This window comes from Stenotrophomonas sp. CFBP8994 (assembly GCF_034044835.1).
GTDB lineage: Bacteria > Pseudomonadota > Gammaproteobacteria > Xanthomonadales > Xanthomonadaceae > Stenotrophomonas > Stenotrophomonas rhizophila_A.
Genome location: NZ_JAXCWT010000002.1, coordinates 1 through 21,540 on the forward strand (window position 1 = coordinate 1; position 21,540 = coordinate 21,540).

General features: G+C 67.7%; 15 protein-coding genes. 9 read left to right on the forward strand and 6 right to left on the reverse strand.

The annotated features are described in order from the left end of the window. Nucleotides 1-256 precede the first annotated feature (256 nt). From SOM39_RS04870 to hemH, 3 genes are all read right to left on the reverse strand, one after another. The gene (locus tag SOM39_RS04870) at nucleotides 257-1,966 is read right to left on the reverse strand and encodes a methyl-accepting chemotaxis protein (protein WP_320457667.1); all 1,710 of its coding nucleotides are present in this window, start codon (nucleotides 1,964-1,966) and stop codon (nucleotides 257-259) included. Nucleotides 1,967-2,220: 254 nt separating this feature from the next. Further along, nucleotides 2,221-3,069, reverse strand: coding sequence for an alpha/beta hydrolase (locus SOM39_RS04875; RefSeq protein ID WP_320457668.1), 849 nt, complete (start codon nucleotides 3,067-3,069; stop codon nucleotides 2,221-2,223). Continuing rightward, nucleotides 3,066-4,028: a ferrochelatase gene (gene hemH, locus SOM39_RS04880; protein WP_217538945.1), complete on the reverse strand. Its 963-nt coding sequence runs from the start codon at nucleotides 4,026-4,028 to the stop codon at nucleotides 3,066-3,068. Before hemH ends, SOM39_RS04875 begins: the two co-directional genes overlap by 4 nt. Before the next feature lie 166 nt (nucleotides 4,029-4,194). On the opposite strand from hemH, the gene SOM39_RS04885 reads away from it, so the two are divergent. The 4 genes from SOM39_RS04885 (at nucleotide 4,195) to tatC (ending at nucleotide 6,640) form a co-directional block, all read left to right on the forward strand. Beyond that, the gene (locus tag SOM39_RS04885; protein ID WP_068847931.1) at nucleotides 4,195-5,082 is read left to right on the forward strand and encodes a lipid-binding SYLF domain-containing protein; all 888 of its coding nucleotides are present in this window, start codon (nucleotides 4,195-4,197) and stop codon (nucleotides 5,080-5,082) included. 77 nt (nucleotides 5,083-5,159) lie between these two features. Then, nucleotides 5,160-5,387: a Sec-independent protein translocase subunit TatA gene (tatA, locus tag SOM39_RS04890; RefSeq protein ID WP_320457669.1), complete on the forward strand. Its 228-nt coding sequence runs from the start codon at nucleotides 5,160-5,162 to the stop codon at nucleotides 5,385-5,387. A gap of 15 nt (nucleotides 5,388-5,402) precedes the next feature. Continuing rightward, nucleotides 5,403-5,894 (forward strand): Sec-independent protein translocase protein TatB, encoded by a 492-nt coding sequence (gene tatB, locus SOM39_RS04895; RefSeq protein WP_068847927.1) that lies wholly within the window; start codon nucleotides 5,403-5,405, stop codon nucleotides 5,892-5,894. After that, on the forward strand, nucleotides 5,891-6,640 hold the full coding sequence (tatC, locus tag SOM39_RS04900) for a twin-arginine translocase subunit TatC (RefSeq protein WP_320457670.1): 750 nt from the start codon (nucleotides 5,891-5,893) through the stop codon (nucleotides 6,638-6,640). Before tatB ends, tatC begins: the two co-directional genes overlap by 4 nt. A 480-nt stretch (nucleotides 6,641-7,120) precedes the next feature. Here the strand turns inward: tatC and SOM39_RS04905 are convergent, their stop codons facing one another. From SOM39_RS04905 to SOM39_RS04915, 3 genes are all read right to left on the reverse strand, one after another. Continuing rightward, complete coding sequence (locus tag SOM39_RS04905) at nucleotides 7,121-8,032, reverse strand: BPSS1780 family membrane protein (RefSeq protein ID WP_184126062.1); 912 nt, start codon at nucleotides 8,030-8,032, stop codon at nucleotides 7,121-7,123. A 103-nt stretch (nucleotides 8,033-8,135) separates the two neighbouring features. Next, on the reverse strand, nucleotides 8,136-8,855 hold the full coding sequence (locus SOM39_RS04910) for a glutamine amidotransferase (protein ID WP_068847921.1): 720 nt from the start codon (nucleotides 8,853-8,855) through the stop codon (nucleotides 8,136-8,138). Further along, the gene (locus tag SOM39_RS04915) at nucleotides 8,827-10,662 is read right to left on the reverse strand and encodes a GspE/PulE family protein (RefSeq protein WP_093532598.1); all 1,836 of its coding nucleotides are present in this window, start codon (nucleotides 10,660-10,662) and stop codon (nucleotides 8,827-8,829) included. The genes SOM39_RS04910 and SOM39_RS04915 overlap by 29 nt, the downstream gene beginning before the upstream one ends. Nucleotides 10,663-10,778: 116 nt before the next feature. Here SOM39_RS04915 and glyQ point away from each other — a divergent pair, with 116 nt between their 5' ends. The 5 genes from glyQ (at nucleotide 10,779) to SOM39_RS04940 (ending at nucleotide 21,513) form a co-directional block, all read left to right on the forward strand. Beyond that, nucleotides 10,779-11,690 (forward strand): glycine--tRNA ligase subunit alpha, encoded by a 912-nt coding sequence (glyQ, locus tag SOM39_RS04920; RefSeq protein WP_068847918.1) that lies wholly within the window; start codon nucleotides 10,779-10,781, stop codon nucleotides 11,688-11,690. Next, the gene (glyS, locus tag SOM39_RS04925) at nucleotides 11,687-13,783 is read left to right on the forward strand and encodes a glycine--tRNA ligase subunit beta (RefSeq protein WP_320457671.1); all 2,097 of its coding nucleotides are present in this window, start codon (nucleotides 11,687-11,689) and stop codon (nucleotides 13,781-13,783) included. The genes glyQ and glyS overlap by 4 nt, the downstream gene beginning before the upstream one ends. Before the next feature lie 269 nt (nucleotides 13,784-14,052). Then, entirely contained in the window at nucleotides 14,053-19,461 is a 5,409-nt protein-coding gene (locus SOM39_RS04930; RefSeq protein WP_320457672.1) for a hypothetical protein, read from the forward strand. Between the two features lie 30 nt (nucleotides 19,462-19,491). Beyond that, nucleotides 19,492-20,904, forward strand: coding sequence for a hypothetical protein (locus SOM39_RS04935; RefSeq protein ID WP_320457673.1), 1,413 nt, complete (start codon nucleotides 19,492-19,494; stop codon nucleotides 20,902-20,904). A gap of 96 nt (nucleotides 20,905-21,000) precedes the next feature. After that, a complete protein-coding gene (locus SOM39_RS04940; RefSeq protein ID WP_320457674.1) occupies nucleotides 21,001-21,513 on the forward strand; it encodes a hypothetical protein in 513 nt (170 codons plus the stop codon). Nucleotides 21,514-21,540 lie beyond the last annotated feature (27 nt).

Genomic DNA, 21,540 nt, shown 5'->3' on the forward strand with positions numbered 1-21,540 from the left:
CTCGGAAGTGAAACGCAGCTGCGCCGATGGTAGTGTGGCTCAAGCCATGCGAGAGTAGGTCATCGCCAGGGTTTACACCCAAAAACCCCGCTGCTTGCGCAGCGGGGTTTTTTCTTTTCGTCAATGCGTGCCGACCAACGGTCGGCACCTACCGAGTGCATGAAAAAGGCGCCCCGCGGGGCGCCTTTCGCGCATCACGACCAACGGTCGTGATCTACCAGGTCGGTATCGACTGTCAGTCGATACGCACAACCCCTCAACGGAACGCTGCAACCGCCTCGGTCAGGCCTGCTGCCTGCTGCTCGAGCTCGCGCGCGGCGGCGCTGGCTTCTTCGACCAGCGCGGCGTTCTGCTGGGTGGCCTCGTCCATCTGCACCACCGTCTGGTTGATCTGGTCGATGCCGGCGGCCTGCTCCTGCGACGCCGACGCAATGCTCGCCATGATCTCGCTGACCCCCGCCACGCTGCCCACGATTTCCTGCATGGTGTGGCCGGCGTCCTGCGCCAACCGGGCACCATCGGCCACCTCGCTGACCGATGCATCGATCAACTGCCGGATCTCACGCGCGGCCTCGGCCGAACGTTGTGCCAGGCTGCGTACCTCGCTGGCCACCACCGCGAAGCCACGGCCCTGGTCACCGGCGCGCGCCGCTTCCACCGCCGCATTGAGGGCAAGGATGTTGGTCTGGAAGGCGATCCCATCGATGACGCCGGTGATCTCGCCAATCCGCTTGGATGCGCCGTGGATGCTGTCCATGGTGCTGACCACGCGCCCCACCACCGCGCTGCCACGGTCGGCCACGTCCTGCGCCCCACGCGCGAGCGTGCTGGCCTTGTGTGCATGCTCGGCGTTCTGTCGAACCGTGGCCGTAAGCTCTTCCATCGAAGAGGCCGTTTCCTCGAGATGTGCTGCCTGCCGCTCCGTACGGGTGGAGAGGTCATGGTTGCCACTGGCGATTTCCTCAGCGCCCAGCGCGATGGCGCCGGCACTGCGCCGGATGCGTTCGACCATGCTGCCCAGCTGGATCGCCGTCGCATTCGCATCGCGCTGCATGGCGGCGAACGATCCCTCGTAGTCGCCCTCCATGCGCTGGCCCAGATCACCCTCGGCCAAGGCCGACAACACGCGGCGAAGATCGCCGACGGTGCTGCCCACCCGCTCGAGCAGTTGGTTGATGCCGGTGGTGAGGCCATCCATGAAAGCGGCACCGCTGTCGGCGCGCGGCAGGCGCCGGTCCAGGTCGCCGCGCGCCGCGGCATCCACGATCTCGGCCACGGCCGTCTCCAGCACCAGCTCCTGGGTACGGTCGTGCCATTCCACGGCGAAGCCGACGCGCGTCCCGGCCGCGTCGAACATCGGGCTCACCACCTGGGCAAAGTGCACGGGACCGATCCGCACGCGCCCACGGTGGGTGGCCTGCAGGGTGTCCAGGATGGCGCGGATGCGATCCGGGTCGGCGTGGAAGCGATGGATGCTGGTCCCCACGAGGGTGTCCGCGTCGAAATCCGGAAATGCCTCGCGCAGCGTGGCCTGCTGGTTGCGCAGCAGACGCACCACGGCGGGGTTTACATACCGGATCACGTGGGACGCATCGGCAATCATCACCGCCGTGTGCGAGACCTCCAATGCCAGGCGCAGGGTGGCGTCGGCCGCAGCGCCGGCATGCTGGCGGGTGCAATGCGCCTGCAGCTGCGCATGACCTGCTGATACGCGCGCCAGCTCGGCGCGCAGCGCGTCCCTGCTGCGCCGCACCCGCGGCGCCAGCACCACCAGCGCGCCGGTCGCCATCGCGATGCCAAGCACGGTGACGGACTGTTGTTGCCAGAGGGCGCCGGCAAGGCCGCAAACCAGCCCGGTGGAGAGCAACCCCGCGAGGATGCGCTGCCCGCGCGGGTGCGGGTGCAACGCAGGTGACAGCAGCATGGCGTCGGGTGGACGTGAGGAGGGGTGGGGACTGGCAGACATGACAACTCCAGAAGCAATTCGGAACGGAACGTCATCCGCTGAAACGCGGACAAACGGATGCGAGGCCCGGCGACCCAGCGACGAAAGACCTTGCACAGACGGGATTGGGGGAGAGCACTCCTTCCTTGGAAGCCGGATGACACGCGGCTTCGCAGACGGCGGAGCAAGCGACGACACAGGCACGCTGCGCGTGCCTGCTGCATCGGTATCGGTTGGCGCCGCTGGAAGTTGAGTGCGACAGGGTGTCGCAGTGGTCAGCCGGCGAGGAAGCGCGTGATCACGTCGGCCACCAGCGCCGGGTGCTCCATGTGCAGGTGATGGGTGCCGGGGAATACATCCAGGCGGCCGTCGCGAAGCAGCTTGATGCGTTCACTGCGCAGCGGCTCGGGGTAGTACGACTGTGCCGGCGTCGCGTAGATCACCTGGGTGGGGCATTCGATCGCCGCCAGCAGGTCGTCGATCTGCGCTTCGCTCAACCGCATCGCGGTGGGCAGCATCAGGCGCTGGTCGCTGCACCAGCTGTAGCCGCCTTCCACCGGCATGACGCCGCGTTCAACCAGCAGGCGCGCGCAGGGCTCGCTGAGCTGGTTGGCCATCATGCGCGCGCGCACCGGTGCGGCCAGATCGGAAAACACGCGCAGCTTCTTCGATGGCAACGCGCGCACGGCGCGCACATGCTCGCGAAGGCGCTGCGCGGTTTCATCTTCCGGCCCACGCAGGCCACCGAGCGCTTCAATGGCGATCAACCGCTCCACGCGCTCGGGCGCGGCGGCAGCGGTGAGGCTGGCAATGCCGGCGCCCATTGAATGGCCGAGCAGCGTGAAGCGCTCCCAGCCCAATGCATCGGCTACGTCGAGCACATGGCAGATCGCGCCCGGGGTGTTGTACTGCGTGCCCGGCGGCATATGCGAGCTGTGGCCGTGCCCGGGCAGGTCGATGGCCACCAGGTCCAGCCCGGGCAGTGCTGCGGCCAACGGCACGAAGCTGGCGGCGTTGTCGAGCCAGCCGTGCAGCGCCAGCACACGCGTGCCTGCCGTCGGCGTCGAACGCAGGCCGGCCACGCGGGTGCCCGCCACCGGCAGTACAAACGGTTCGAGCGTCATGCCAACGCCGTGATGCTCAGCCGCGACAACGCCAGCGCGTGCGCGGGATCGGCGTTGAGGCAAGGGATGTAACGCATCTGCGCACCGCGCGCGGCGACGGTTTCGGTGAAGCCCATCGCCACTTCTTCCAGCGTTTCCAGGCAATCGGTGGCGAAGCCCGGGCAGACCACGTCGATCTGTTTGACGCCGCGCTCGGCCATCGCCCACAGCGTGGGTTCGGCATAGGGCTGCAGCCACTTCTCGCGACCGAAGCGCGACTGGTAGGTGAGCTTCCACTCGCCATCCGCCAGGCCGAGTGCCTGCGCGATCGCCTGCGCACTGGCTTCGCAGCGCTGCGGATAGGGGTCGCCGGCATCGGCGAGGCGCTGCGGAATGCCGTGGAAGGAAAACACCAGCTGCTCGCCGCGGCCGTGCTGCTCCCACCATTGCCGGATGCTGCCGGCCACTGCCGCTACCCAGTCCGGGTCCACCGCGTAATCGCGTACCAGGGTGACGGTGACGCCCGGATGGCGGGGCTGCCAGTCACGCACCTGGTCTTCGATGGAGGCGGTGGTGGTGGTCGAATACTGCGGGTACAACGGCAGCACCACGATCCGGCGCATGCCTTCGGCAGCCAGCCGGTCCAGCTCGGCGGTGAGCGCGGGCGCGCCGTAACGCATGGCGTGGCGTACGCGCACATTGGGCATCAGCTGCTGCATGGCTTCGGCCAGGCGGCGCGTGTAGACCATCAAGGGAGAGCCGTCGGGCAGCCAGACCTGGGCGTACTTGGCTGCCGAGCGGCCACTGCGCAGCGGCAGGATCAGCCCGAACAGCAGGGGCTTCCACAGCAGCGGCGGAATCGCGACCACGCGCCGATCGCTGAGGAACTCAGCCAGGTAACGCCGCACCGCCGGGGCGGTGGGCGTCTCGGGTGTGCCTAGATTGACCGCCAGCACGGCGGTATCGGGTGCGTCGAGCATGGGACCATTCTCGCAGGTCTGCGCGACGGGCGGGATCGAATCACGCCATCACTGTCATTGAGTGGCTCGATTGAACCGAACATACTCATTGCGGATTCATCAGAACCCCACTAATTTCGGGGAAAGCGTATCGACGCTGTCCGTATTTCCCCTTTCTGGAGCACCCATGCGCCGCTTGAGCCTTGTACTGCTGATCTCCGCCAGCCTGCTGTCGACCCAGGCAATGGCCGGGCCGGAGGAGGACCAGCGCGCCCGCAACGCGGTGCGCGTGTTGAATGACATCCAGAATATTCCCGAGCAGGGCATTCCGGACAAATTGCTGGACGAAGGCCGCGCGATCGTGGTCATTCCCGACACAATCAAGGCAGGCCTGGTGATCGGCGGCCGGCGTGGCCACGGTCTGATGTCGGTCAAGAACGCCGATGGCAGCTGGTCCAACCCGGTGTTCATGAAGCTCACCGGCGGCAGCATCGGCTTCCAGGCCGGTGTGCAGTCCTCGGACGTGGTGCTGGTGTTCCGCAACGACCGCAGCCTGGACAATCTCGTCAACGGCAAATTCACCCTGGGCGCCGATGCCGGCGTGGCGGCCGGTCCCGTCGGCCGCAATGCCGCCGCGGCCACCGATGGACAGCTGAAGGCCGAGATCTGGTCGTGGTCGCGTGCGCGCGGTCTGTTTGCCGGCGTGGCGCTGGATGGCGCGGTGCTGCAGATCGACGATGAGGCGAACCTGGACGCCTACGGCAGCAACACCACGCCGCGCATGGTGTTCGAGGGCCGCATGGGCGAAGCGCCGTCGATGGACGTGGTGGCCTTCCGCGACCGTCTGGAAGAGGCGACGTATTCGGCACGAGAAAAGCGCGGCACCGCCGGCAGTGCACCGGCCCCGCGTGCGGCGGCCCCGCAGCCCCAGGCGGCGCCGGTCGTAACTGAACAGGCCAATGCCGGTGCCACCACCGCGCCGTTGCAGGCCGTTCCGGCGCAGCCGGCGCCGCAGCAGGGCTTCCAGCCGGTGGGCGAAGGCGAAGTGCGTACCGAATCGCTGGACGGCAACTGACTTTCGTCACGCGCGCCGCCCTACCGGCGGTGCGCTATGCTCAGGTCCTTGTAACCGGGTAATGCGAGCAGAACATCATGGGCAGTATGAGCTTGTGGCATTGGGTGGTGGTACTGGTCATCGTTCTGCTGGTGTTCGGCACCAAGAAGCTGACCAGTGGCGCCAAGGACCTTGGCAGTGCCGTGAAGGAATTCAAGAAGGGCATGCGCGACGAGGACAAGCCGACCGCGAACCTGAGCGATGAGTCGCGTCCGCAGGATTCGACGACGACATCGCAGAACGAGCACGACCGCGACCGGCGCTGATCGGGGCGGCATGGCGTGTTCGACATCGGTTTCAGTGAACTGCTGGTCATCGCGGTAGTAGCGTTGGTCGTGCTGGGTCCCGAGCGTCTGCCCAAGGCAGCCCGCTTCGCGGGGCTGTGGGTGCGGCGCGCGCGCAACCAGTGGGATTCGGTGAAGCAGGAGCTGGAACGCGAGCTGCACGCGGACGAGATCAAGCGCCAGTTCCGCGACGCGCAGGATTCGGTGCGCGATACCGAGGCGCAGCTGCGTGCCAGTGGTGAGGCGGTACGCCGCGAAGCCGAGCAGGTGCGCAACCAGGTGCAACGCGATGGTGATACGCCAGCCAGCACCGACGAGCCGGTCATGACCGGGCCCGCGCCGGGTTCGCCGGCGAGCGTGGCCCAGCACGTGGTGGCACCCGAGCCCGAGGCCGTGCCTGAAGAACCGCGTGATGCGATGGCACCGCCGGGCATCGACGGGCAGGCGCCCCGCGATCCGCCGCCTGCGACGACGGAGGCCCCGCGATGAGCGCTAACGAGTCGCCGGAAAGCGGGTTGATCGAACACCTGATCGAACTGCGCGCGCGCCTGATGCGGGCGCTGATCGGGCTGGGCGTGGTGCTGCTGGGGCTGATGCCGTTCTCGCGGCAGATCTACACGTGGTTGGCGCAGCCGTTGATCTCGCAGCTGCCGAACGGGCAGTCGATGATCGCGACCAACCCGGCCGGTGCATTCTTCGCGCCGCTCAAGCTGACCTTCTTCGTGGCCGTGTTCATCGCGGTGCCGTGGCTGCTGTACCAGCTGTGGGCATTCGTGGCGCCGGGCCTGTATGCGCGCGAAAAGCGACTGGCGGTGCCCTTGCTGGCAACCTCGGTGCTGCTGTTCTACATCGGCTGCGCGTTCGCATACTTCCTGGTACTGCCGGCGGTCTTCCACTTCCTGACCACGTTCCGCCCGGAAGTGATTGCGATCACCCCGGATGCGAATGCGTACCTGGATTTCGTGCTGGCGATCTTCTTCGCGTTCGGCAGCAGTTTCGAACTGCCGGTGGCGATGGTGATCCTGACCCTGCTGGGGTGGATTACGCCGCAGCAGTTCAAGGACGGCCGTGGGTACGCGATCGTGGGCATCTTCGTGCTGGCTGCGGTGTTGACGCCGCCGGATGTGGTTTCCCAGTTGATGCTGGCGATTCCCATGTGCCTGCTTTATGAGCTTGGGATACATGCTTCGCGGTGGTTGGTGCCCGCGAAGAGCGATGAGCCTCAGGCTTCTTAAGCTTCAACAGCAGCGTTTCGGTTGCTACGTGCTGGGGAGGCCGACGGGCAGCCCCTTACGGGACACGCCGTAAATACATCCTTGTAGGCTTGGCAAAAACATCCATGTTTTTGACAGTCCCTACAGGGGCTGCCCGCCGGCCTCCCCTCTCGTGCATCGCAGGTGCGGATACGAAAGCAAAGCAAAGCAAAGCAGCGACGCATGGCGTCGCTCTACGTTTTTGATTCTTTCAATGCATTACCGAATACATCGCACGCGCACGGTAGAGCGACGCCATGCGTCGCTGCTCTTCCATCCGCACAGCGCGATCCATGACGGGGTCGGGCGGCGGGTAGCCCCCGGAGGGACTGTCAAAAACATGGATGTTTTTGCCAAGCCTCCAGGGATGGATTCACGGCGTGTCCCGGAGGGGGCTGCCCGTCGCCCGGCCCCAGCCCGCAGCAACTGAAACGCTGCTGTTGCTGTTGCTGTCGCCGTCAATCAAGCCGCGAAAATATTCCCAGGCCCGTTCGACGGCGGTACCGGCGGTGGGGCGGCGCGGCCGCGGTGGGCGAACATCTGGTTCCAGGCGGCGTATACCGCACCCACGTACAGCGGCATGATCACCGCGGTGTTGGTCAGCTGCATCACGAACGCGGCTGCACCGGCGCCGCCGGCCATCAGCGCCAGCTGCATCACGATGATCATCACGAAGTAGATGCACATCGCCGCGATCAGGCCCAGCAGCATGAACACTGCCATCGCGCCGAAATTGCGGATGCAGCCCTGCAGGCTCATGCGCAGCGCGTGCATGCCGCTCTGGTGGTCGAACACCACCAGAGCCGGCTGGGTGAACATCGCCATGCTCAGCGCCACGAACGTGCCGAATGCAATCAGCAGCCACAGCAGGATGCGCACCACCGGCACGCCCGCCATCAACGCCATGGTCTGCTCATTGCTCGGCGTGGCGCCGGACTGCTGCAGCTCCTGCATTTTGCGGAACATCTCGGCCGTGGCAGTCAGGCCGTCGGGGCCCATCATCACGTACAACAGCGTACCCAGCGCAATCACCGCGATCAGCTGGATCGCCAGCGGCACCAGCAGGTGGCTCACGCGGCGGTCGCGGATCGGCTGCAGCAGGTGGGTCGGCATGGCGCGGTGGCCCTGGGCCACTTCGCTCACCGCCACCAGCATGCCGCCGAACACCAGCGGGCCTACCGCCACCGACACCAGCTGCAGCAACACGCCGAGCCAGCTCGGCAATGCCTGCGCCAGCACCAGGATCAGCGAACTGACCAGCATGCCGATCACGCCAAGGACCGCCAGCTGCAGCGGTGCGCGGCGATACAGGGTGAACGCGTCCAGCAGCCATTGGGCGCCCGCCGAGGCGGGCAGCTTGCGAATTTCGCTCATACCATTCCGGAACAGGGGGAAGGGCGCGTACGCCCCGAATACCAACGATTATCCCTGTTTTCCGTGCCCATCACCTGAAGGAAAGATCGCTCCCGGCGGTCTTTCAGTTGTTGCGCGCCTGGCGGACGAACCGGCGCAGCAGCTGGCGGGCCAGCGGGGCCGCACTGACCCCGCGCGCCACGCTGCGCGCGCAGCCGCCGTGGCGACCGATGCACTCGGCACGCGCCCGCACGTAGCCGCGCATGTGGTGGGTGGCGAACTCCGGGTGGAACTGCACGCCCCAGGCCTGCTGGCCCCAGCGGAAGGCGTGGCAGTTGTCCTGCGCCGAGCGCGCCAGGATGGCCGCGCCCTCCGGCGCGCGCAGCACCGTCTGCAGGTGGGTGGCATGGGCCGGAAAGCGAGCCGGCAGGCCCGCGAACAGCGGGTCGTCCACCGCCGAGGGCTCCAGCGCCAGCTCGATCGTGCCCGATTCGCGCCCGGCCGGGTTGTAGGCCACCTCCCCGCCCAGCGCATGTGCAAGCAGCTGGTGGCCGTAGCAGATGCCGAACACCGGGCGGTTGTCATGCGCGGCGGTGCGCAGCCACTGCGCGCTGCGCTCGCTCCAGTCGGCACGGTCGGTCACGTAGGCGGCCGAGCCGCTGATGATCACCCCGGCGAAATCGCGGTGGTCGGGCAGCTCGCCGCCGTGCTCCACGTCCACCACCACCGTCTCGTCCGCATCCAGCCCCGCCGCGACCCGGATCCAGTGCGGAAAGCGGCCGTACCGGCGCAGCGAAGCGACCGGTTGGCCGGTTTCAAGAATCAGGAAAGGCGAGCGGTTCATCGGGGGGAGGCAGCACGCTGAGGACTTCCTCGATTGTAGTCAGCCCTGCCGCCACCTTTTCAAGCCCCGCGCGGCGAAGGGTTCGTACTCCTTCAGCACGCGCGGCCCGGTTGAAACCGGCCAGATCCATGTCCGCCCGGATCAGCCCGCGCAGCCGCGAACTCAATGGCAGCAACTCATACAGGCCTACCCGGCCCATGTACCCGGTGCGCCGGCAGTCGAGACAACCGGCCGGCGCATATGGCGTGGGAGACTCTGGTAATGCCTCATCGGCATCAGCCAGCACCGCCCATTGGGCCGCGCTGAGCGGCTTGGGCACCTTGCAGTGCGGGCACAACGTGCGGACCAGGCGCTGGGCCAGGACCCCGTTGATGGTGCTGGCCAACAGGTAATGCGGCACGCCCAGGTCGAGCAGGCGGGTGATCGCCGAAGGCGCATCGTTGGTGTGCAGCGTGGACAGCACCAGATGGCCGGTCAGCGACGCCTGCACGGCCATCTGGGCCGTTTCCAGGTCGCGGATTTCGCCGATCATGATGATGTCCGGATCCTGCCGCAGCAGGGTGCGTACGCCGGCGGCGAAGTCCAGGTCGATGTTGGTCTGCACCTGCATCTGGTTGAATTCCGGCGCGATCATCTCGATCGGGTCCTCCACCGTGCACACGTTCACGTCCGGGGTGGCCAGCCGCTTCAGGGTGGAATACAGGGTGGTGGTCTTGCCCGAACCGGTCGGGCCGGTGACCAGCACGATGCCGTGCGGGCGCTCCACCAACGCGGTCCAGCCCGCCGCTTCCTGTGGGCTGAAACCGAGCTGGTCGATGCTCTTGAAGGCCGCATCCGGGTCGAAGATGCGCATCACGCACTTCTCGCCAAAGGCGGTGGGCATGGTCGACAGGCGCATTTCCACCTCGCGCCCACCCGGCGAGCGGGTCTTGATGCGGCCATCCTGCGGCCGTCGACGCTCGGCCAGGTCCATGCGGCCCAGCACTTTGATCCGGCTGACCATGGCGGTCATCACCGCCGGCGGCACCTCGAACACCTTGTGCAGCACGCCGTCGATGCGGAAACGCATGCGCCCCATGTCACGGCGCGGTTCCAGGTGGATGTCCGAGGCGCGCTGCTCGAAGGCGTACTGCAGCAGCCAGTCCACGATGTGCACCACGTGCTGGTCATCGGCGTTCACATCGCCGGAGCGGCCCAGCTCCACGAGCTGCTCGAAGCTGGGCAGGACGCCGCTGGCTTCGCCGCGCACGTCGCCGCGCGCCCCGCGCACCGACCGGGTCACCCCGTAGAACTCCATCGTGTAGCGGTGCAGGTCCAGCGGGTTGACCATGGCCAGCTCGATCCGGCGCCGGGCCAGGTGCTGCAGGTCGAGCAGCCACTCCTGGGCCAGCGGCTCGCTGGTAGCCACCAGCAGCCGCTCGCTGTCCACTGCCAGCGGCAGGAACCGATGGCGGCGGGCATAGGCATGCGAGACCAGCGCGGTCACCGCCGCCACGTCCACCCGGGTGGGATCGATGCGCAGGTAGCGGGTGCCGGTTCGGGTGGCCAGCCATTCGGTCAGCCGTTCCAGGCCCAGCTCTCCGCCGGAGGCGGCCGCCAGCTTCAGGTTGGCCAGCAGCACCAGCGGGTGCACCTCGCTGGCATTGCGGGCGCCTTGACCGGAAAAGCGGATGCGCTCCACGTCACTGGCCGCGACCAGCCCGTCGGCCACCATGGCAGCCGCCACCTGATCGAAATCCAGCCGACCCGGCGGCAGGGGCCCCGGAGCAGGAACGGGGGCGAGCGTTGCCGGTGAGCGGTGTTCCATGGCGCCAGAATCCTCGGAGCGGGGGCCTGCACGGCGTGATGGCAGCTTGCCTGGAATGCCGGCGGGCGGTCCGTCGCTATACTAGCGCACCCCCTGAGCAGGCAAGACTCCGCCGCATGTCCGCGACCCAGAACGTTCCGATCACTTTCCAGGGCCTGATCCAGACCCTCAACCAGTATTGGGCGCAGCAGGGCTGCGTGCTGATCCAGCCGCTGGACCTGGAGGTCGGTGCCGGCACCTTCCACCCGGCCACCTTCCTGCGCTCGATCGGCCCGGAAAGCTGGAATGCCGCGTACGTGCAGCCCTCGCGCCGCCCGACCGATGGCCGCTACGGCGAAAACCCCAACCGCCTGCAGCGCTACTACCAGTACCAGGTGGCGATGAAGCCCAGCCCGGACAACATCCAGCAGCTGTACCTGGATTCGCTGAAGGCACTGGGCATCGACCCGCTGGTGCACGACCTGCGTTTCGTCGAGGACAACTGGGAATCGCCGACCCTGGGCGCCTGGGGCCTGGGCTGGGAAGTCTGGCTCAACGGCATGGAGGTGACCCAGTTCACCTACTTCCAGCAGGCCGGTGGCCTGGAGTGCAAGCCGGTGCTGGGCGAGATCACCTACGGTCTTGAACGCCTGTGCATGTACCTGCAGAACTGCGACAACGTGTATGACCTGGTCTGGACCTACGGGCCCGACGGCACGCCGGTGACCTACGGCGATGTGTACCTGCAGAACGAAGTGGAGCAGAGCACCTACAACTTCGAGTACGCCGACGTGGAAGAACTGTTCCACCGCTTCGACGCGTGCGAGAAGGAAGCGCAGAAGCTGGTGGAGGTGGGCCTGCCGCTGCCGGCCTACGAGCAGGTGTGCAAGGCCAGCCATTCGTTCAACCTGCTGGATGCGCGCCGCGCGATCAGCGTGACCGAGCGCCAGCGCTACATCCTGCGCGTGCGCGCGCTGGCCCAGGCGGTGGCGAAACTGTATGAAGCCAAGCGCCTCGAAGCGGTGGCGGCCAAGGAGGTGCAGGCATGAGCACGATGCTGCCGCTGCTGATTGAACTGGGTACCGAAGAACTGCCTGTGAAGGCGCTGCCGGGCCTGGCCCAGGCATTCTTCGATGGCGTGGTGGACGGCCTGGCCAAGCGTGGCGTGGAAGTGGAACGCGGCGACGCCAAGCCGCTGTCCACCCCGCGCCGGCTGGCGGTGCTGCTGCCCGGCGTGGCCGTGGAGCAGCCGGAACAGCGCGGTGAAGTGCTGGGCCCGTACCTGAACATCGCGCTGGACGCCGATGGCCAGCCGACCAAGGCGCTGCAGGGTTTCGCGGCCAAGGCCGGGATCGACTGGACCGCGCTGGAGCGCACCAGCGATGCCAAGGGCGAGCGTTTCGTGCACCGTTCGGTGACCCCGGGTGCGCGCACCGCGGCGCTGCTGCCGGAGATCCTGGCCGAAGCGATTGCCGCCATGCCCATTCCCAAGCCGATGCGCTGGGGCAGCCACGCCTACGGTTTCGCTCGCCCGGTGCATTGGCTGGTGCTGCTGCACGGCAAGGACGTGATCGAGGCCGACGTGCTGGGCCTGAAGTCCGACCGCATGAGCCGCGGCCATCGTTTCATGCACGACAAGACCGTGTGGCTGTCCTCGCCGGACGACTACGTCAGTTCGCTGCAGGCCGCTTATGTGCTGGTGGACGCCGACGCGCGCCGCAGCCGCATCGTGGAGGCCGTAAATGCCGAAGCCGCCGCCGCCGGTGGCCAGGCGCGCATCACCGATGACAACCTGGAACAGGTGGTCAACCTGGTTGAATGGCCGGCGCCGGTGCTGTGCAGCTTCGAACGCGATTTCCTGGCGGTACCGCAGGAAGCGCTGATCGAGACGATGGAAATCAACCAGAAGTTCTTCCCGGTACTGGACAACAGCGGCAAGCTGACCGAGAAGTTCATCGGCATCGCCAACATCGAATCGAAGAACGTGGCCGAAGTGGCCAAGGGCTACGAGCGGGTCATCCGCCCGCGCTTCGCCGACGCCAAGTTCTTCTTCGACGAGGACCTCAAGCAGGGCCTGGAATCCATGGGCGAGGGTCTCAAGACCGTCACCTACCAGGCCAAGCTGGGCTCGGTGGCCGACAAGGTGCAGCGCGTTGTCGCGCTGGCCGGGCTTATCGCACCGCAGGTGGGCGCCGATCCGGTGCTGGCCAGGCGCGCCGCGGTGCTCGCCAAGAACGACCTGCAGTCGCGCATGGTCAACGAGTTCCCCGAGCTGCAGGGCATTGCCGGCCGCCATTACGCGGTGACCGGTGGCGAATCGCCCGACGTCGCGCTGGCGATCGATGAGGCCTACCAGCCACGCTTCGGTGGCGATGACATCGCGCTGTCGGACCTGGGCAAGGTGCTGGCCATCGCCGAGCGTGCCGACACCCTGGCCGGTGGTTTTGCCGCAAGCTTGAAGCCAACCGGCAACAAGGACCCGTTCGCACTGCGCCGCAACGCGCTGGGCCTGGCGCGCACGATCATTGAATCTGGCTTCGAGCTGGACCTGCGCGCGCTGCTGGAAACGGCCTTTGCCGGCCTGCCGGCGGCGGTGCAGCCCAGTGCCGAGCGCAAGACCGAGGCCATGCCGCAGGAGCTGTACGACTTCATCATCGACCGCCTGCGCGGCTACTACGCCGACAAGGGTGTGCCGGCCACGCACTTCAACGCCGTGGCCGAACTGAAGCCGGCCTCGCTGTACGACTTCGACCGCCGCATCGACGCCATCGGCATCTTCGCTGCGCTGCCCGAAGCCGAAGCGCTGGCCGCCGCCAACAAGCGCATCCGCAACATCCTGCGCAAGGCCGAGGGGGCGATTCCCGGCATGGTCGATCCGGCCCTGCTGGCCGAACCGGCCGAGAGCGAACTGGCTGAAGCCGTCGAAGCGGCCATCGACGACAGCAATGCCAGCCTGCACCAGAAGGACTACGTCAGCGTGCTTGCGCGCCTGGCCCGCCTGCGCCCGCAGGTGGATGCGTTCTTCGATGCGGTGATGGTCAACGCGGAAGATCCCGCACTGCGCGGCAACCGTCTGGCGCTGCTCAAGCGCCTGGGCGACCGCTTGGGCAGCGTGGCGGCGATCGAGCATTTGTCCAGCTGACGGCAACAGCCTGATCGCGTCTCACCCTTGAAAGCGCCCGACTGGTTCGGGCGCTTTCTTTTTATGCGCATTTGCTCGAATGCGACGAAAACTGCAATCAATCTGAATATTGATTGAGCGTTTCTTAGGAAAAATCAGAAAACGATAAATTCGTGCAATCGGTATTTCCCAGCGCCGCGTGATCATCCGGCGCCGCACTTCCACGCGGCACCGACACGTCGCGTGCGTCCTGCGCGGCTCGCCCCCGCTTCGCATGGAAGTTCTGCCGCATGCCCATCTTCGATCGCGCCGCTGGCGCCTTGTCTACCTTCAACCCGTTCAACGCACCGGCCAACGAGTCTGTGGCGCAGGATGCGGCTGGGACAGGCACAAATATCCCCACCCATGTAAGCAATGCGACATCGCCGTACCCGCAGGAAGCCACGGCACTGGACGTCGTGCTGAGCCCGCGTGAAAGGGCGGTGCATGATGCGATCCTGGAAACAGAAGCGCCGGAACGCGCGGCGCTGGCGTGGACGATGAAAAAGTACATCGCCGCTGCCACCACGCCGGAAGAACGCGAGGCCATCACCCAGCGGATGGAGCAGGCGCTTGCCGCGAGAGGTCGCGATGTGGCGATGCTGCGCCAGCTGGGCATCAACACGCTGGACAGCGCGTTGACGCGGGCAGCGTGGACCACACTGATGGCCGAACTGCCCGGCTGGGCCAGCAGCGCGATGACCGCAGGCCAGCTCGCCCGCAGCGTATTCACCGGCACGTGGGGGAGCGTGGCCGCCGTGTTGCCGTCATTGGCGGCGGCGCTTCCGTCGCTGCGCACTCATGCGCAGTTCGACGCGCTGGTGCAGTCGTTGCCCGAAACACTCCGGGCCAGCCTGTGGACCCTGCATGAGCAGATCGCACAGGCCGACGCGCAGTTGCGCCCCAACCTCGGCGGCGGTCACCTGATGTCGGCGCTGGCGGTGGCCGCACTGCTCTGGCAGGTGCAACGCGCGCTGCCCAAGCCGGCGGGGCAGCTGCAGGGGATCGGTCGCTTCATCGCCGAACTGCCGTTGCACTGGCAGCGCATCGCCGTGCTCAATGGCGTGGGCGGGGCGCTGCTTGCACCGGGCGCGGTGGCTGCCGATGGGGAAGCGGACGTGCCGGTCGAACGCGACCAACGCGCACTGCGTCCAGGCCCGGAAGAAAAGGCGCAACGGATCGAGTTCCAGCGCTGGGCGGACCGGGGCATGCGGCCGGGCCCGCCGCGGATCCGTCCCACCATCGACAGCCTTGAGCCGGTGACGTTTGAAGCGTCGCGCGCGCCCGGGGCCCCGCAGGCAGGGGGGCCGACCCGCGAACCTGCCCCGGCACCTAGCCCGGCGCGGCCGGCCGATGCGGCAGCGTCACCGGGCAGTCGCCCGCAGAGCGGTTGGCTTGCGTGGCTGGGCGCCGGCATTGCCACCTTGGGCCATGCGGCACGGGGTGGCTTCCAGTCGGTGCCACAAGCCGCACCCGCAGTGGAAATGACCTTGATGGGTGGCTCGGCGCTGCGCGAGGTAGTGACCGAGCCGCTGATGTCGCCCGAAGCGGTTGAAGTGGCGACGGGAGCTGCTGCCACCGCGCGCATGTTCCCCAATCTGCGACGGACGCCGCTGGCGCTGGCAGCGGCAGCGACGGTAACCGGTGCGGGTGCGGCAGTGATTGGCTTGAAGCGCTATTTCTGGCCCGATACCGCCGCGGCCACGCCGATCTCGCTGGCCGAACAGCTGGCCGGCGAGGTGGTTGGGTTGCCGGACGGCCACTGGGGCACCGCGCTGGATCTGGTGCTGGGCGAACTGGAGCCCACTCCGCGTAGCGGTCGCACGCGGCGCGCGGCACCCGCCACCACCGCCCACCGCGCAGGCGAACAGGAAGCCGACCTGCAGCGGCACGGTGTGTCGACCGCGCAGCTGGATGTACTGCGCGCCGACCCTGCCCTGATACAGCAGCTGCAGTCGATGCGTCTGTGGTCGGTAGCGGTAGCGCGCGACATCGCCACGCAGCCCGGCTGGGAATGGGTGGCGCGATTGTCGGCCTCGGAACAGGAACTGCTGGTCGGCCACTGGCAGGCGCTGCGCAGGATCGCCCCCACCCTGGCGGCGGTGGACAACGCGGCCGATGCGGTGATGGAAGAACTGCTGCAGAAAGCGGGGTGGCAGGGGAACTGGATGGACATCGAAGTGCGTCTGCCGCACAAGGACGTGGCCGGGATGCAGGTGGACGATCGCCTGCCGCTGCTCGCGTACTGCCTGTCACGGCCGCGCGCCGGTGAGGCGTCGTTCCTGCGCGATGACCTGCCGGTCACCCCGCGTGAGTGGGCCCAGCTCAGGCAGGCGCTGGCCAGTGCCGACGCCAGCCGCCTGCGCGTGGACATCGCCGCCCGCGTCGAACAGGCGCGGCCGGCGCTCAGTGCAGCCGTGCAGGCGCAGCTGGTGCTGGACGCGCTCAAGGCCAAGGCGCTGGGCCGGCTGGGCAGCGGCGACGCGCATCGGCGTGGTGCGGAGGTGGTGCTGGGCTTCCTGCAGGGCACCGGCGCGGTCGAACGCGCCACGTTGACCTATGTGGACCGGCTGCCCGACGGCAGCGCGATCACGGTGCCGGTGCCGAACTACCTGGTGCTGCGCAGCGCCGCCAAGGAGGAGGGGCTGCGCGGCCAGGTGGTGCTGTACCGCGCGGACCTGTCGCGTTTCCAGGCGTTCGGCGACGAAGACGCGTTCCGCGAGTTCCTGGATACCCAGCGCGCCCGCAGCGGGGCCTTCGCCGCCGACGGCGGGGTGCAACGCAGCCTGGGCGACGACATCGTGCAGGCCGCGCCGCCAGAACACCGCAGGGACGTGCAGAGACTGGTCGATGACTGGGAAGCGCGTCTCGTGCTTCACCAGCGCGGCCAGCGCGGACCACAGGCATGGAGCCCGGCCACGAGCTTCACCTTTGCGTTCACTCCGGTCGACCACGCCGACGGGGCGCGCCAGCAGTGGGCCGACACGCTGGTCAATCACGGGCAGGCGCTGGCGCAGCAACAGCTGGGCCGCAACCTGCTGCGCTGGAGCCCGCTGGGCATTGCCAACGTGGCCGCGGACGCCGCCTACCAGCAGCGCCGCGACAGCGCCCTGCAGACCCTGGACACGCACGCGCAGACCAGCGTCACCGATGCCATGGTGGGCGCGCTGCGGATGGCCGGTTTCGAAGGCTCGCTGGCGGGCTTCGATCCGAGCCGGGTCCACCTGCAGCTGGGCGAGCAGCACATGGACCTGACCCGTTGGGCGACCCGCGGCTGGCAGCAGCACGGGCTGCCCCGGCCGCCGGTACCGCTGAACGCCCCGGACTGGGCGCCCGACGCGGCCGGCATGCCCAATGCCCGGCTGCCGCCAGCCACCTGGCTGGACGATGCGACGCTGGACGCGATGCAGCTGGTGGCGTGGCGCGGCGACGCGCAGGGCGGGGTGGACACCGAGCTCACCGCGCGGCTGGCCGACCCGGCGCTGCGCCGGGCGATCTGTGGCGAGCTGGAGAGCTTCGCCACCAGCAACCGGCTGGCCGCGGCCTACATTGAGCACCTGCGCGCGCTGCCGCGCACCGGGGAGGGCAGGGCCTTCGCCGCTGCGCTGGGCAACCAGATCCGCGCGCGCACCGCGTGGATGATCGAGGTGGCCCGACAGGACGGCCTGCTGGACGCAGCCACCCACGCCGCGCTGCAAACGGCGCACACGCAGCTCGACCCGGTCGGCAAGCAGACCTCGACCCTGCAGGTAGTGACGCTCAAAGGCCACCCGCTGGTGGGGCTGTGGGCGATCCAGACGCCTGCCGGTCGCCATGTGTTCCTGCCCGATACCCCCTACGGAGACCAGGTGCTGGACGAGCGCGCCTTTGCCCTCTGGCTGCGCCGACCCGAGGCCGAAGCCTACGTTCGCGCCCGCGCGCAGTATCGCTACCACCCGGACCTGGCCGGGGCGTTCGAGCATACCGCCAGCTCGCGCGGCATCCCGTTCGGCTTCGCGGCCACGCGTGGGCCGCAGGCGGCGGCGGCCACGCTGATCGCCGCGCGCATCGACGATGTGGACGAGCTGACGGTGAGCCCGCACGAGCAGCTGGTCGAGACGCTCAGGATGATCGGCACGATCGGGGTGGGCGCGTTGTGTTCCCTCGCCAGTGGCGGCACCGGCACGCTGCTGTGCCTGGCCGGCACGCTGGGGGTGGTGGTCGACAGTTTCCACCGGGGCCTGGTTTACCTGGAGCGCGGCCTGGTCGATGACGGCATCCTCGAGATCGGCGGGGGGGTGGTCGACCTGCTCGACCCGGCCCAGATCACCGCGATCCCCGGGCTGCTGTACCAGCTCGGCAAGCGCAGCCTGGGCAGCATCGCCGAGGCGACCGCTGCAGTGCGCCAGCTGCGCCTGCAGCGGCGGGGATTCAGCGCCGACGGGCAGGTCAACCAGGGCTTCGCGGTGTCGGACAGCGCATTGGCGACCGCAGCGCTGCCCATGCTGGAACAACCGCTCGCCGGTGGCGGCCTGCTGTACCGGCAGCGGGACCGTACATATATCCGGCAGGAAGGTCATTTCGTCGAAGCGGTGACCGATGGCCGCGATGTGCGCCTGCGCATGCCCGATGCATCCGAGGCGCCAGGTCCACCGGTGGAATTCAGGAACAACGCCTGGTACCGGCAGGAGCGCCCGCCGGCGCACCGCGGCACCACCACGCTGTCGCCGGTGGGCGGGCGCGGGTGGGTGAGCCGCCTGCCGGAGGCGGAAAACCTGCCGCCGGAGAAGCTGGACGAGCTGGAGGCGGTGTTCGGCGTGCGTTCGCGTGATTCCTCACCCAGTGCCGACCTGCGCCACGTGGTGCAGGAGCTCACCATCGACCAGCGTGTGCAGCGCATTCTCGGCGACCCCGATTCGCTGGGCATGCCCGGCGACGAGGCGATCATCATGCGCGCCTGGGCCGACAGCCCTGCACTGGGCAACGGCAAGGGTGTGGAAACCTATGTCGACACCATCGGCGAGTGGACCCGAGGCGCACGTTTCGGCCGCGGTCCCGTCGGGCTGATGGTGGAAGTGGCCGACACGCGCACCTTGCCCGGCGTCGAGGCCCTGGTTGACGCTGCTGACGCAACCGCCCTGGCCACGCGGCTGAAACTACCGGCGGACACCGGCCGCGACGCGCTGCTGCAGGCAGTGCGCAGCGAGCTGGGCCGGGTGATCAAGGCCGACCCGGCGCAGAGCCGCCTCACCTGGCAACGCTGGATCGCCGCCCAGCACCGCCTGCCAACGGCAGCGGACAACCTGGTCAAGCACTTCCCCGATCTCACCAAGGCCGAGGCGGAAGAGATCATCACCCGCTCCAACGGCCTGCAGAAGCGCGAGGTGGAATCGTGGATATTCTCCACGGACATCCGCGCGATCGTGGCCGACACACTCACCAGCCGGACGCAGCGCCAGCAACGCCAGGCGGTGGTGAACGACGCCTTCGGCACGCTTGCCGATGTGCAGCAACTGGGCACCCACCTGCAGTCGGCACTGCCTGGCCGCACCATCAAGGTGCGTGACGATGGCCAGGGCGGTTCCGTGCTGCTGGTCGGCTCGGCAACGCCCGGGGTTGCCGAAGCACGGCTGGCCTTCAGCCCTGGCACGGGTAGCGCACTGATCGTGTCGGATGCGTAGCACAAGGTACATACGCACTGGCAGGACGCGTTGTTCGAACAGCTTGCCGCACCCGAAAAACGCCGGTTGGGCGACGCAACCACGCTGCGGCGCGAAGTGGTCGAGCAGATGAAGCAGATGCCGATCGCGCAGCGCTGCAGCCTGAGGGGACCGCTCAAGCCGGTGCCCGACAGCAGCCCCAACAGTGAGGCACGGCCGCACGAACGCACCCGCCGTTCGGCGGACTGCGATCCCCCGGACAGCATCTCGCTGGGTCCGGACATGATTGCACTGCGTGACGACATGCAGCGCAGCCTGGGCGCGATGCGGCACGAGCTGGACCGGACCTACACCGGCCTGCGCGCGGAAGAACGCGAACTGAAGGCGCTGACCAGCCGCATGATGCAGCTCAAGCTGGAGAAGCAATCCCTGCCGCCGGCCGACGCCGCACGCATGAAGGAGCTGCAGAAGAAGAACTTCCGCACCTTGAACGGCTACGACCTGATGAACGCGGCCTACTACCGTCTGGACGGCATCGCGTACGGTGGGGTGCCGCTGGGTCCATCACCGGATTTCCCGGACAGTGGTTTCGCCTTGAGTACCGTGCCGCGGGCATGGATGCACCCGGAAAACTTCGTCAAGCCGGTGCCGGTGCGCCGCGTGTTCCTGCCCGCTGCACAGGCCGAGGGCAAGCCGATGCAGAGCGACCTGTTCCGTGCGGACTATCCGCTGGGTGCAGACCTGATGCCCTCGGTGGGCAAGCTGGCCGAACCGGGGCAGGCGTCGAAGAAGATCACCCTGACCGAGCGCGACCTGCAGGTGACGGTGCCGGGCGGGAAGCAGGCCCGGTCGTTCGCCGAGCTGACCGACGCGGAGTTCGACGCACTGGATGGCAAGTCGCTCTCGGAGGCAATGCGGCAGTACGTTGGCGAGGGAAATCTGCTGGCAAGCAATGCAAAATCCCTGACCCCCGGCGACTACTACCTGTACCAGATCCGCTCATGCAGCGAGAGCAAGATCCTGAAGGGCTGGTTTGACGCATTGAAGAAGGCGGTGCCTGCGATCGCGGACCTTCTCGATGGAAGGGGCCCGATACCGAAGGTCACGGGGAAGGTCGGCATCCTGTCCGACAGCAACCCCTGTTCCTACAGCTGTGATCGCCGCCTGGCCGAGTTGGAGGAGATGCTGCCCGATGTCGAACTTACCGTGTTCTATCACTTCGACACGCCAACCGAGGCCCTGGAGTGGCGGTCGGAGCAGGCCATGCTGCGGGTGATGGAGAAACACCGCGTCGCATGGGAGGGTGCAGGCCATTCCGAAAACGACATTCGGCAGATGGCCGCCGCCGAGTTGAAGAAGCCCGATGTGCGCCAATGGGCCGAGGAACAGCTGCTGGCATCGCCGCCGCCGCGGCCGGTGCCGCGGCTCTGGACACGGACGGAGTATGAAGCCGAGGGATTCTGAGGCGCGCCGCATGCGGATGCGGCACCATGTCGATGTGCGACGGCCGGGGTGCGAGCCCCGGCCGCCGCTGGACCACCGATTCCGGGAGCACTTGCAATGATCATCAACGGCGCCGGCCGTCCTGCCGCACTTTCCAGCACACCGGGCCTCACCGCGGCGGACGCCTCCGTTCTCGGGGCCGACCGCGAGCAGGCCCTGGCCACGCGCGAGCACGATTTCCTGCTGTTCGGCAGCCAGGCCACCGCGTTCGCCCGCGACCTGTTCCGCAGTGGGATCGCCGACGACCTGCGCGCCTATCTCGAACAGGGATTCCTGCACGACGCTGATGCCAGCGGGCCGGTACAACGGAAGGTGGCGCCCGGGGACGGCGACGACGGGCTCGATGCCTGCGGCGGGAATCTGACCCTGCGCGACGGGGTGCTGATCTTCGGCCGCTACAACAACCACGGTAACGGCGACTGCTATTACGCCTGCGTGCCGGGCAGGGGGGCGCCTGCGTTCTTCAGCATCTGCATCGAGTCCGGCGTGGACAGCGGTGAGGCCTACGAAATCTCCGTGTCCCCCTCGATGGACTGGTCACAATTTCTGGCTCACCTTCCGCCTGCGTGAATATGGCGTGATGCTCGAGGCCGCATG

Excerpts from the sequence above, each read along its gene's own strand:
- SOM39_RS04870 (WP_320457667.1), bottom strand. The coding sequence starts at position 1,966 with ATGTCTGCCAGTCCCCACCCCTCCTCACGTCCACCCGACGCCATGCTG.
- SOM39_RS04875 (WP_320457668.1), bottom strand. The coding sequence starts at position 3,069 with ATGACGCTCGAACCGTTTGTACTGCCGGTGGCGGGCACCCGCGTGGCC.
- hemH (WP_217538945.1), bottom strand. The coding sequence starts at position 4,028 with ATGCTCGACGCACCCGATACCGCCGTGCTGGCGGTCAATCTAGGCACA.
- SOM39_RS04885 (WP_068847931.1), top strand. The coding sequence starts at position 4,195 with ATGCGCCGCTTGAGCCTTGTACTGCTGATCTCCGCCAGCCTGCTGTCG.
- tatA (WP_320457669.1), top strand. The coding sequence starts at position 5,160 with ATGGGCAGTATGAGCTTGTGGCATTGGGTGGTGGTACTGGTCATCGTT.
- tatC (WP_320457670.1), top strand. The coding sequence starts at position 5,891 with ATGAGCGCTAACGAGTCGCCGGAAAGCGGGTTGATCGAACACCTGATC.
- SOM39_RS04905 (WP_184126062.1), bottom strand. The coding sequence starts at position 8,032 with ATGAGCGAAATTCGCAAGCTGCCCGCCTCGGCGGGCGCCCAATGGCTG.
- SOM39_RS04910 (WP_068847921.1), bottom strand. The coding sequence starts at position 8,855 with ATGAACCGCTCGCCTTTCCTGATTCTTGAAACCGGCCAACCGGTCGCT.
- SOM39_RS04915 (WP_093532598.1), bottom strand. The coding sequence starts at position 10,662 with ATGGAACACCGCTCACCGGCAACGCTCGCCCCCGTTCCTGCTCCGGGG.
- glyQ (WP_068847918.1), top strand. The coding sequence starts at position 10,779 with ATGTCCGCGACCCAGAACGTTCCGATCACTTTCCAGGGCCTGATCCAG.
- glyS (WP_320457671.1), top strand. The coding sequence starts at position 11,687 with ATGAGCACGATGCTGCCGCTGCTGATTGAACTGGGTACCGAAGAACTG.
- SOM39_RS04930 (WP_320457672.1), top strand. The coding sequence starts at position 14,053 with ATGCCCATCTTCGATCGCGCCGCTGGCGCCTTGTCTACCTTCAACCCG.
- SOM39_RS04940 (WP_320457674.1), top strand. The coding sequence starts at position 21,001 with ATGATCATCAACGGCGCCGGCCGTCCTGCCGCACTTTCCAGCACACCG.